Source organism: Pseudomonas sp. PA-1-3F, from assembly GCF_021609665.1.
In the GTDB taxonomy this organism is placed as follows: domain Bacteria; phylum Pseudomonadota; class Gammaproteobacteria; order Pseudomonadales; family Pseudomonadaceae; genus Aquipseudomonas; species Aquipseudomonas paracarnis.
On record NZ_WJZD01000014.1, the window covers coordinates 141,068 to 152,286 of the forward strand.

The following is an 11,219-nucleotide window of genomic DNA, read 5'->3' on the forward strand; positions in this document are numbered from 1 at the left end:
ACCTTTACTGCTCTGTTATTGGGTTAGTTTGAGGTTTTTGCTTAGTGCAGGCGCACCTATCCCGTAGCTGGTGGCCCTTGAGATGTAAATTTGGCCAGCCGCCGCAGGTTCTGCACCGCAGCGGCCAGCGTGAATTCATCGGTCGCGCCACTCATGCCACGTAGTCGCAAGCGATCCAATTTCAGGATGCGCTTGAGGTGGGCAAACAACATTTCGACCTTCTTACGCTCATGGCGAGAGCGCTGATACGCAGGCGTTGCTGCAATGCGCCGAGCCACATCGCGATCGGCTTCATGGACGCTGCGAGCAATCTTGCGGAACGCAGTGTTCGGGCAGCACTTGGCTTTCATCGGGCACGTTACGCAGTCGGTCTGCCTGGATCGGAAGATGATGGTGTTGGCTTTGGTGACGTGCGAACGTTCATTCTTGAAGGCTCGCCATTCGCTGCGCAATGCGTTGCCGGCCGGGCAGCGGTATTCCTCAGCCTCTTCATTCCAGCGAAAATCGTTGCTCGAGAAACTGTCGTTCTTGCGCTCGGTTTTGTCCCATACCGGCACATGCGGCTCGATGTCTTTTTCCTCCACCATCCAAACCAGCATCGGCGCTGTACCGTAAGCGGTGTCGCCAATGAGGCGTTCCGGCTTGATGTCGAACTGCTCTTCGACACGATCAACCATTGTCTTGGTGCTCTCGACCTCCGCCGTTCGATGAGCTGGTGTGGGTTCCACATCCACGATTACGCCGTGCTCGGTATCGATCAGATAGTTCGTGGAATAGGCGAAGAACGCTGGGCCTCCTGGAGCAGCGGTCCAGCGGGCTTGAGGATCAGTCAGCGATAGGCGCTTCGGTAGCGTTTCGGCCAGAGCCTCTTCATCGAGTGCCTCAAGGTACTCACGCACGGCGCGGGTGCTCAGAAACGTATCGCTCCAGTTGACCTGTTCATCTCCCGGTACGCCGCGATGCCGACTCGCATCCGCTTTGATAATGCTGGCGTCCACGGCAAAGCCTACGCCCTTGACCAGACCTGCGTCCATGCAGCGACGCAGCACTTCATTAAACAACCAGCGAAACAGATCGCTGTCCCGAAAACGGCCATGTCGATTTTTGGAAAACGTCGAGTGATTGGGTACTTCATCTTCAAGGCTCAACCGGCAAAACCAACGATACGCCAGGTTCAAATGGGCCTCTTCGCACAATCGCCGATCTGAGCGAATGCCGTAGCAACAGCCCACGATCAGCATGCGGATCATCAGTTCAGGATCAATCGACAGACGCCCAATCGGGCTATAGAAATCGGTGAGGTAATGGCGCAGGTCGCTCAGATCGAGACACCGATCAATGCTGCGCAGAAGGTGATTGGCTGGAATGTGATCTTCAAGGTTGAACGAGTAAAACAGCCGCTCCTGCCCACTCGATAACTGTCCCATCATGCTGCGTGTTTCCCTGCTGGCCAATGCCGAGATTTTGCCGCAGGCCAGACAGGGGAGCTACTTTTTCAACAGAATCGGCCGATAGCTGCCACTCACGAACGACCGCTGTCAGCCCAAAGCGCACGATGGGTCTAGAACTCAAAACGCAGGACTGCTCATCCTTTCGCTTGGCATCCGTTACTCACCCCATCCCAGCTCTGCGTAGGTTATTTGGTCTTGTGCGGGGAAGTCGGCCTGGCATTCACCCCATGCCATGAAGGAATAGTATTTGGTCATCGCTTCGAAGTGACTGTCAGCTTCGACCATCCAGATCAGCTTGGAGTTTGCTGAAGGAAGATTGCGCGCGTCATCACCGTGAACACCCGCTAGGCAGAAAGTCTGGCAACCATCGGGTTCCAGCCAAAGTTCATGTTTCATATTCACAGCTCGTTTTTACCCGGCTATATGGTGCCCGAACAGCAGATGGAGTGGCGACTCTTGGCCGATAGCTCCCCTGCTCGGCAGGCAGCTATCAGCCGAGGCTGTGTAAAACATTTTGGACATTGTGTTAGTGCAATTCAATTATTGGTTCTAAGTAAATGGTGTCGAACGGCGTAAAGCATCAACATCCGCCTTAGAGTCTAAGGCGGTGAAAAAACAGAATGCAATGCAAGCACACTGATCAAAAGAACTAAGTATTATCTTATTTTAATAGCGTCAGCATGTTAGCTTTTTATCAGGCTAACATCACGAGTAGCGTTTTTCGCAGAAAAATTCTTCATCAGATAATCACGGACATTTATCAAAATAGCTTCGGAAAAATCCGGTTCCTCGACTGCTCGAGATAAACTAATTGCCCCAACCATGGCGCTGTAAGCGAGGATGGCCTCTGGTTTTTTAGCGAGTCCCGTTACTTCCAGAAATTACGATTGACATTGCCTATGCCTATGGCTATGGCTAAATTTGGGACAATGAAAGCTCAGTTAATCAAGGAAATAGTTCCGCTCTCCAGCCAGCATGCAGCGCAAATTATGACAATAGCGCTCATGGGCCTAGTGCTCAACTCACTTACCGTTTTTAAGTAACTTAATGGCGGTTGGCGCAATATCAACGCCATCCGGCATAGGAAAGACTGTGTTTCTATTAAACTAGCCATGACCCTTTTGTTGGGATGAACAATGCGACCTAGACCGAAATGCCAACCCAACGATCACTCACTCTGCCGATGGAAGCTGTTTCGTTAAGAACCCGCGAAAGCTAAATTGCGCCTTCATAGTTCTTTTTTTGCCTGTGCCGACGCCTCTACGAAAGCTAGCTTTTCGCAAAGGATATTGCCAACGCCGCGGCCACAACAGCATCGCCGTGAACTACCTTAGAAACAATTGACAAAGTTTCAGGGCGTTTGAACTGCGAAAAACTCTCAAAAGTGTCTTCTAGGCGACGTTGTTAAAATCGAAGGTCTCCTAGTATCGGTTTGGAAAGCGCCAATCAACCAATAATCAGGCGTTTACGAGGAGACAGCCCCAATGGCTGACTTGACTCGCAACATATTCTCATGCGTTTCTGCCTTATCAATATGTCGGTGCAGCAGGCTCAACGGGACATCAGCCATTATTTGACGCATCGCTACAACTGAATACGGCCTTATATATTTAGTGGCGGGCTAACGCCCGCTCAGGCAGAGAAAAAACTTAACGTCGTGTCCGGGATCAGCTGACCACTACACACGGCCTCCTATAGCGGTAGTACCACTTAATGCGAACAAAATCTAAGCGGTCATTACCAAAAAAAGTTCGTCCCCAATAAAAAATGATGGAACACCGAACACACCACGGCTGGATGCCTTAGCGTCGTTCAAAATGACTTGTTCACGATTTTTTGGCGTCTCAGCAAGGGCCCTGATATCACCATCCATGTCACGTTTACGCAGAAAACCATATCTCCCCTCGACACTGATTAGTTTCGTCACTACCGGCCCATACCGCATTAAACAATGCCAGATGAGCGAAGCTTGCCAGTGTGCGTATAAGATCTCCACGTTAAGCAGAGTGTCCTTCACCGTCTTATCACTGCCATCCTTTATACGGTCCGGCACCCCCCAAGGCAAATGAAACGGCACGAGTGAATGACCCAACGTTTCTCTTCCATACAACCAAAAAATCTTCGCAAACGTAATCTATCCGACACTGTTGGCGCACTAGACCTCCTAGCATTGCCGTGCCTGACGATGCAGCGTGACATCCAGCCTATGGATGCGGATTATTAAAACAATAAATGTCTTCACCGAGGTATAAATGAAAAAAAAATTATTGAACTCGATATTTGCGATTGCGATGAGTGCACTTTCTATTGAGGTACTGGCTAACGGAATCGCAATTAACGAACAAAGCGCTAGCAGCGCAGGAACTGCATACGCTGGCAGAGCTTCCTCGGCGTTAGATGCAAGCACGATTTACGGGAACCCCGCGGGTTTATCAAAGCTTAAGCAAACCGAGATTTCTGGAGGCTTTGCAGTCATCGATGCAAGCGATGATATCCACTCTCCCTCCAGTAGCGCGACGGGCACAAACAAAGGGGATTCCGTCCCTTTTACTGTCGTTCCATTTGGTTATTTATCAACTCCGTTAGACGATCTCTGGAGCGTCGGCGCTGGAATATACGCACCTTATGGACTTATCAACGACTATGAGGATGGTTTCCAAGGCCGCTATCACGGCGATTATAGCATGGTAAAAGTGGTTACTCTGCAGCCTACGTTCAGTTATCGAATTAATGACTCCATTGCCATCGGGGGTGGCCCGACAATTAATAGAATCAGCGGCAAGCTTCAAAACGATCTATCTACCGGGGCACTTAATAATGGACGCGGCGACACTCACATAACGATCAAAGGCGATGACATTGCGCTGGGCTACAACTTGGGCGTTTTAATAGACTTAGCACCTTCAACAACGTGGGGCTTAAGTTATCACTCAAAAGTCAAGTACAAATTGGAAGGGCATACTCGGGTAGAGAACTCTCCTGCGGTATTCGCGCTCAATGGAAAATATGACACAAAATTAGATATCACTTTACCGGAGACAGTAGACACCTCTTTTACCCATCACTTCAATGAGCGGTGGACAGGCTACTTGGGGGCAACTTGGACACGCTGGAGCCGTCTGCAGAAGATCGAAGCCCAGAACAGTGGTGTGCCGCCGCTTGGGCAACGATTGGGGTTTAACAAGATAGGAGAACCCCTGAACTGGGAGGACACTTGGTCTGTCGCCATTGGAGCGGCCTACCAATTTAGCCCCAAATGGTTACTGCGCTCAGGATTTGCATACGACCCTTCCCCTACCACGAATGCAGACCGAAACGTACGCATCCCTGTAGGCATCCGAAGGTCAGTCACGCTAGGGGCGGCATATTCGCCGGATAAGGATATTACGATTGACATTGCCTATGCCTACATTTGGGAAAATGAAAGTTCAGTCAATCAAGGAAATAGTTCCGGTCTCCAGCCAGCCTACAGTGCAAATTATGACAATAGTGGTCATGCTCTTAGCGCTCAACTTACTCACCGTTTTTAGGTAACTTAATGGCGGATGGCGCAATATCAACGCCATCCGGCATAGGAAGACTGTATTTCTATTAAACTAGCCATGACCCTTTTGTTGGGATGAACAATGCGACCTATACCGAGATGCCAACCCAACGATCACTCACTCTGCCGATGGAAGCCGTTTCGTTAAGAACCAGCGAAAGCAGAATTGCCCCTTCATAGTGCTTATTTTTGCCTGTGCCGACGCATCTACGAAAGCTAATTTTTCGGAAATAATATTGTCAACGCCGCAGCCACAACAGCATCGCCGTGAACTATCTTATAAAAAATTGACAGAATTTCAGGGCGTTTGAGCTGCGGAAAACCTCAACAGTGTCTTCTAGGCAAAGTAGTTAAAATCGAAGGCCTCATCCTCAAGCTATCATGCACCAGCACTTTCATGCGATTGGCACGACGGTTGGCAAACAGATAAGGACAGTGCGGCTTCGCCGCACCGAATACCGCGACAACTCGCGCCAGCGCGGTTTCAGTGCGGCGCGCATGTCCATGGGCCCGGTGGCGAGCCAGATGGAGTCGACGACTCGGGCGAGCGCTTCTTCGGTGCCGGTTCGTATATCCATAGGTTCAGTGGCCAGCCAGATCAAGTCGATACGGGTCATTGCGCTAACTCACGTACAAACCGGGCGCAACCCTCGGGATCGGAAGATGGCCATTTCACCGTGATGGCCTGCTCGCAAAATGGCAGCTCAATGATGACGGAGCCCTCGGCCGGCCTCTTCGGCGCGACTTTGACCGGAACAAACGCCGGCAACGGTGCGGGTGGTTGATCGTGGTAAAGCAGTAGCCACTTGCGGATAACGTTGGCATTGATGCCGTAGCTGATGGCAACGCTGGAGATGGATACGCCAGGTTGCAGGCATTCCTGAACAACCTGGGCCTTGAAGGACTTGGGGTAAGAGCTACGTTGGCGCATTTGAGTGCTATCGCGTCCGCTTAAACGTAGGAGGGCACCATCGCCTCAAGCGACGATGTCAGGAAGGTGTGTTGCCCGGACGGTTACGGAGCAATCAATTCGATGCTGGTGGAAATGATGGCCGCCATCGCGCGCAAGGACTACCAGCAGCGCCGTGATCGCCAGGCTCAAGGAATTAAAAAGGCCAAAGCCGCAGGCAAGTACCAAGGCCGGCCGATGAGACCAACCTTCACAAACGAGTCATCGAGCTACTGGGAGGCCTTGGCATTCGCGCGATTGCACGCCACGCGAACTGCTCCACTACCACAGTACTCCGCATAAGAGATCTACACAGTAAGAGATCACGCCAATGCAGACGCGAAGTTAGTCAATTGACCGGTTTTGGGTGCTTATTTATTAGCTCCGCAATCTTTTCAAGCGGAGTAATAGCTGCGTGAGCCTCAACAGCGCTGATGAGAGCCGCATTGCCGAAAAGCTCGCGAGGATAGCCCTGACTGACTAATTTATCGGTCACAACCCCCACCCAAGAAAGAGACAGTGTGACATCCTCGTCGGGCCGATGGATTTGACTTTCAAACTGTCGAAAGAATCTATCCACCAGGTTTGTTGTGGTCCCCATATGAATTGCACACACAGTCAAAGCGTCTAACTTAGGCACTTCAGCCGGCGGATCAATCCCGAGGTAGTCAAAGAAGTACAGCAATTGCTCGCTGCCATCAGCGAGGGTAACTACCTCAGCTCTGCTGATAGGTTGCACTGAATCGCCCCACCTCTCGTTATCTCAGTGATTCCAGTGGAATCACCCTCTTCGACCGGTCAGCATGATTCCACTGGAATCACTTTCTACGGGCTAAGAAAAGGTCTCGGCTAGCGTGTGGTAAATCAGATTTGCGTCATTAGTAGCATCAAGCTTATTGATCACGATATTGAGCAAGGGTGTCGTAGCGCCCAGCGCTGCCAGAGGCTCCACATCTCTATAAAGCTGGAGCATTCCGCGCTGAAACTCCCTCGCAGTCAGCATATCGGGAGTGATAGGAGAAATAGCCATCTGAGCGCCTAGCAACGCCATTTCAAGGACAATGGAGCGTGCACCCTGGGTATCTACAAGGATCAAATCGAAATCTTGAGCGAACGCCGGTATTAGATTTTTGAGGCGAAAGCGCCCATCAGCAGCATGAAGCAACAAACTTCCAAGCTGATTTAACGGATCATTCGAATGGATCAGTGAGAGATTAGGGATGCAGGTCTTGGAAATGACCTGATCGGTACGCGTCTCGTTATTGGCGATCAGTTGGTAGGTCCCGCCCGGCGCCTCATGCGTTAGCGTATAGAACGAGGACAGTGACGGCTGGGTATCGAGATCGATGAGTAAGGTCCGAAGACCCGCGTCGGCGCAGAAGGCGCCTAGATTGGCGCCAACCGTGGTTTTCCCCGGTCCGCCTTTGGTTGAAACGACTGCAGCGACTTTCATTGGCCTTACCTCTGAATCGAAGGATTAGAGATGGCGTCATGCTAAGCGCGCTAAGCGTTTGGATTGCTGGGTCAAATCCCAAGCAAAAAAAAGCCCGTATCTCTACAGGCTTTTCTCTATCTGGCTCCACGACCTGGACTCGAACCAGGGACCCAATGATTAACAGTCATTTGCTCTACCAACTGAGCTATCGCGGAATGCGCCGTATGTTACTGATTAAAAAGGAGAAGTCAAGCGCTCTCGGAAACTTTCTGTAAATCGCCCCCCTGCTCGCTTGAATACGACGGTTCCCTGGCCAGATCCAACCAGGCCCGCGCTGCCGGTGGCAAGTGGGCGCTGGCGCGCCAGGCCAGGGCGATGTGCCAATCGGTATGAGGCTCGTCCAGGGGGATCAAGGCGATGCCGGGGTGTTGGTGTTTGTGCGCCAGCATCCGGGGCAGGAAGGCGACGCCCAGCCCGGCGGTGACCAGGTCGACGATAAAGTCTATTTGCCCACTGCGAGCGGTGACTTTGGGTGTCACGCCTTTGCGTTCGCAGGCGCTGAGGATCTTGGCGTTGAGAGCAAAGCCGGCCTCGAACAGGATGAAGGGTGAGTCGGCCAGGTCGGTGAAGTCGATGCGCTCGCGCTGGGCCAGTGGGTGACCTATGGGCAATACGGCGATCAATGGCTCGTTGCGCACCGGTTGGTAGTCAAAACCTTCATCAACCGGCAGCAGCAAGGCGGCGAGGTCCACCTCCCCTGCTTCCAGGCATTCGCGCAGCCTTTTACTGCCGTACTCCGTCAGTTCGATGTCGATGCCCGGGTAACGGCTGCGGTAAGTGGCGAACATCGCCGCAAACAAGACTCCGCACCCTACCGGCGGCAGGCCGATGCGCAGCACGCCGCGCTGGAGGCCGCGCAGGTCGTTGATTTCAGCCATCAGGTCGGTGCGTTCGGCGAGCATTACCAAGGCGCGGCGGTAGGCAATTTCGCCGGCGGCGGTGAGTTCGTTCTTGTGGCCAAGGCGATTGAGCAGCGGCATGCCTAATTCGTCCTCAAGGGTCTTGACCGCTTTGCTGACGGTGGACTGAGTCAGGGCAACCACTTCGGCCGCCTGGGAGAACCCGCCCTGGCGCACCACTTCGACAAACGCACGCAGTGTTCGTAGGTTCATCAGTATTCCTATAACGACTGGATGGCAGTGATAAAAGTTGTTTTCATCATGGCATAACTTTGCTTAGGGTGTAGCACTTTGCCCTGTGGAGACACCGTCGATGATCATCTCGTCCGCTTCCGACTACCGCGCTGCGGCCAAGCGCAAGTTGCCGCGCTTTCTGTTCGATTACATCGACGGCGGCGCCTACGCCGAGCACACGCTGCGCGCCAACAGTTCGGACCTGGCCGAGATCAGCCTGCGCCAACGCATCCTGCGCAATGTCGACGACCTGAGTCTTACCACCCAGCTGTTCGGCACCGAACTGGCGATGCCGGTCATCATTAGCCCGGTCGGGCTGACCGGCATGTATGCGCGACGCGGTGAAGTGCAAGCAGCCAAGGCGGCGGCCAACAAACACATCCCCTTCTGCCTGTCGACAGTGTCGGTGTGTTCGATTGAGGAGGTGGCCTCGCAAAGCCCGCAGTCGATCTGGTTCCAGCTGTATGTGCTCAAGGATCGCGGCTTCATGCGCAACGCTCTGGAGCGGGCGCAGGCAGCTGGCGTGACCACCCTGGTGTTCACGGTGGATATGCCCACACCCGGCGCACGCTACCGCGATGCGCACTCGGGCATGTCTGGCCCCTACGCAGCGCAGCGACGCATGTTGCAGGCGGTGACCAAGCCGCAGTGGGCCTTCGATGTGGGCTTGATGGGCCGCCCTCACGACCTGGGAAATATTTCCAAGTACCTGGGCAAACCCACCCACCTGGAGGACTACATTGGTTGGCTGGCCAACAACTTCGACCCGTCCATCAGTTGGAAAGACCTGGAGTGGATCCGCGAATTCTGGAAAGGCCCGATGATCATCAAGGGCATCCTCGACCCCCAGGATGCCAAGGACGCGGTGAGTTTCGGTGCCGACGGCATCGTGGTCTCCAACCATGGCGGCCGCCAGCTCGACGGGGTGCTGTCCACGGCCAAGGCGTTGCCGCCGATTGCCGAAGCGGTGGGCGATGACTTGACCGTGCTGGTGGACTCCGGCATTCGCTCGGGGCTCGACGTGGTGCGCATGCTCGCCCTGGGCGCCAAGGCGTGCCTGCTGGGGCGCGCCACCGCCTACGCGCTGGCCGCCGAGGGCCAGCATGGGGTAGAGAATCTGCTGGACATCTTCGCCAAGGAAATGCGCGTGGCCATGACCCTGACCGGGGTCACCTCCATCGCGCAAATCGACCGTACCACCTTGGTCTAGTGGTGATGGGTGCGGTGTACTTTGTTCACGAATAACGAAGCGTTGTTTATTTGCGACAAGCAACTCGCCCCACCGAAACAGTTACGTCAACCGGGCCGGCGGCAACGCTGGCCCAAATCAGCCAAATAACTGGCGCCATGCTTTAACGGACTTTTCTTATTTAAAATTAGTTAATTGATTTATAAGGATTTTTGCCAACTAAAGACACTTGGCATGAATCTCGCTCTAGTACTGTTCAAGCAGGTTCGGCGATGACAAGACGTGCGGCAGTGCCATGGGGTTATAACCCAATGAAAAGCGGTTTAAACTGTTTCCAATGTTTTACGGAACTGAAGGATCAGTAAGACGCTTGGCACTCGCCACCCTCATCCCGCCTGTAAGACAGCCCAGTGCTTAGAGGCCACGCGCTTATGAAAACCCCCACCCAGACCAACGCAATTGACTTTGACAGTGCCAAATTGCAACGCCTGGGATTTGGCCAGCCATCCTTGCGCCCACGCCGCCCCGCCACCCTCGCCGAACTTCGCCAGCAACTGAACCAGCAGTTGCAGACCAGCCTGGAGCCGGAGCGCATCCTGGGCCTGTTCTTTCGTGAGGTTCAGCGCCTGGTGCCGCTGGACGCGTTGCAATACCGTCACGCCGCCAGCGACCTGCGCCTGGAGTTTGGCCACCGGGGTCATCACTCCGTCAGCTACACCCTGAGCCATGAAGGCGAACACCTGGGGGAACTGGTCTTTCGTCGCAACCAGCGGTTGCTTGAAGAAGAACTGAGCCAACTCGAACTCCTGCTGGTGACCCTGCTTTATCCGATGCGCAACGCCCTGCTCTACCGCGCCGCCACCCGCAGCGCCCTGCGTGACCCGTTGACCGAAACTGGCAACCGTGTGGCCATGGACCAGACGCTGCAGCGAGAAATCGACATGGCACGCCGGCATTTGCACCCGCTCTCTTTGTTAATGCTGGACATCGACCACTTCAAGAAAATCAACGACACCCATGGGCATGCTGCGGGCGACAGCGTGCTGCGTGCCGTAGCCGGGGCGATCAAACGCCAGCTGCGCAACGTGGACATGGTGTTTCGGTTTGGCGGGGAAGAGTTTTTGATCCTGCTCTCCAACACCGGTCGCGATGCCGCGAGAATGGTGGGAGAACGCCTGCGCCAGGCGGCGCAAGCCCAGGACTACTGGGTGGAGGGCACGCGAATCGAACTGACCGTGAGCCTCGGCTGTTCTACGCTGCTGGCGGCCGAGTCGGCTGAAAGCCTGCTGCGCCGGGCCGACAATGCGTTGTACGTGGCCAAGCGCGAAGGTCGCAACCGCTTGGCGATGGCGGGATAAGGCCAGTTGTGGCGAGGGGGCTTTCTCCCCCCGGGGCGCGAAGCGGCCCCCTTTTTTTTTTTAAAAAAATGGGGCTGCTACGCAGTCCAACGGGAGGAAG

General features: G+C 54.1%; 11 protein-coding genes, 1 tRNA gene and 2 pseudogenes. 5 read left to right on the plus strand and 9 right to left on the minus strand.

Annotated elements, in window-relative coordinates:
- Nucleotides 1–56: 56 nt before the first annotated feature.
- Both GIV26_RS12510 and GIV26_RS12515 read right to left on the minus strand, forming a co-directional pair.
- Entirely contained in the window at nucleotides 57–1,430 is a 1,374-nt protein-coding gene (locus tag GIV26_RS12510) for a transposase (protein ID WP_236280841.1), read from the minus strand.
- A gap of 177 nt (nucleotides 1,431–1,607) precedes the next feature.
- Nucleotides 1,608–1,847 (minus strand): hypothetical protein, encoded by a 240-nt coding sequence (locus tag GIV26_RS12515; protein WP_236280843.1) that lies wholly within the window; start codon nucleotides 1,845–1,847, stop codon nucleotides 1,608–1,610.
- Nucleotides 1,848–2,985: 1,138 nt separating this feature from the next.
- Between GIV26_RS12515 and GIV26_RS12520 the strand changes: the two are divergent.
- A pseudogene (locus tag GIV26_RS12520) lies at nucleotides 2,986–3,126 on the plus strand (IS3 family transposase); the annotation flags it as partial.
- A gap of 51 nt (nucleotides 3,127–3,177) precedes the next feature.
- Here the strand turns inward: GIV26_RS12520 and GIV26_RS12525 are convergent.
- On the minus strand, nucleotides 3,178–3,543 hold the full coding sequence (locus tag GIV26_RS12525; protein WP_236280845.1) for a hypothetical protein: 366 nt from the start codon (nucleotides 3,541–3,543) through the stop codon (nucleotides 3,178–3,180).
- A 160-nt stretch (nucleotides 3,544–3,703) separates the two neighbouring features.
- Between GIV26_RS12525 and GIV26_RS12530 the strand changes: the two genes are divergently transcribed.
- Nucleotides 3,704–4,981 (plus strand): outer membrane protein transport protein, encoded by a 1,278-nt coding sequence (locus GIV26_RS12530; RefSeq protein ID WP_442962905.1) that lies wholly within the window; start codon nucleotides 3,704–3,706, stop codon nucleotides 4,979–4,981.
- Nucleotides 4,982–5,390: 409 nt separating this feature from the next.
- Here the strand turns inward: GIV26_RS12530 and GIV26_RS12535 are convergent, their stop codons facing one another.
- Nucleotides 5,391–5,612 carry a hypothetical protein gene (locus GIV26_RS12535; protein ID WP_236280848.1) on the minus strand — a complete coding sequence of 74 codons (222 nt, stop codon included), beginning with the start codon at nucleotides 5,610–5,612 and terminating at the stop codon, nucleotides 5,391–5,393.
- Nucleotides 5,609–5,926, minus strand: coding sequence for an IS66-like element accessory protein TnpA (gene tnpA, locus GIV26_RS12540; protein ID WP_236280867.1), 318 nt, complete (start codon nucleotides 5,924–5,926; stop codon nucleotides 5,609–5,611). The genes GIV26_RS12535 and tnpA overlap by 4 nt, the downstream gene beginning before the upstream one ends.
- Before the next feature lie 87 nt (nucleotides 5,927–6,013).
- Here tnpA and GIV26_RS12545 point away from each other — a divergent pair.
- Nucleotides 6,014–6,255 (plus strand): annotated as a pseudogene (locus GIV26_RS12545) (recombinase family protein); the annotation flags it as partial.
- A gap of 38 nt (nucleotides 6,256–6,293) precedes the next feature.
- Here the strand turns inward: GIV26_RS12545 and GIV26_RS12550 are convergent.
- From GIV26_RS12550 to GIV26_RS12565, 4 genes are all read right to left on the minus strand, one after another.
- Nucleotides 6,294–6,683 carry a hypothetical protein gene (locus GIV26_RS12550; RefSeq protein ID WP_236280887.1) on the minus strand — a complete coding sequence of 130 codons (390 nt, stop codon included), beginning with the start codon at nucleotides 6,681–6,683 and terminating at the stop codon, nucleotides 6,294–6,296.
- Between the two features lie 93 nt (nucleotides 6,684–6,776).
- Nucleotides 6,777–7,397, minus strand: coding sequence for a ParA family protein (locus GIV26_RS12555; RefSeq protein WP_236280870.1), 621 nt, complete (start codon nucleotides 7,395–7,397; stop codon nucleotides 6,777–6,779).
- Nucleotides 7,398–7,518: 121 nt separating this feature from the next.
- Nucleotides 7,519–7,594: transfer RNA gene (locus tag GIV26_RS12560), tRNA-Asn, on the minus strand.
- Between the two features lie 33 nt (nucleotides 7,595–7,627).
- Nucleotides 7,628–8,551 carry a LysR family transcriptional regulator gene (locus tag GIV26_RS12565; protein ID WP_236280873.1) on the minus strand — a complete coding sequence of 308 codons (924 nt, stop codon included), beginning with the start codon at nucleotides 8,549–8,551 and terminating at the stop codon, nucleotides 7,628–7,630.
- Between the two features lie 100 nt (nucleotides 8,552–8,651).
- Between GIV26_RS12565 and lldD the strand changes: the two genes are divergently transcribed.
- Both lldD and GIV26_RS12575 read left to right on the plus strand, forming a co-directional pair.
- Nucleotides 8,652–9,782 (plus strand): FMN-dependent L-lactate dehydrogenase LldD, encoded by a 1,131-nt coding sequence (gene lldD / locus GIV26_RS12570; RefSeq protein ID WP_236280876.1) that lies wholly within the window; start codon nucleotides 8,652–8,654, stop codon nucleotides 9,780–9,782.
- A 410-nt stretch (nucleotides 9,783–10,192) separates the two neighbouring features.
- Nucleotides 10,193–11,119, plus strand: a complete 927-nt coding sequence (locus GIV26_RS12575; RefSeq protein WP_014719251.1) for a GGDEF domain-containing protein — start codon at nucleotides 10,193–10,195, stop codon at nucleotides 11,117–11,119.
- Nucleotides 11,120–11,219 lie beyond the last annotated feature (100 nt).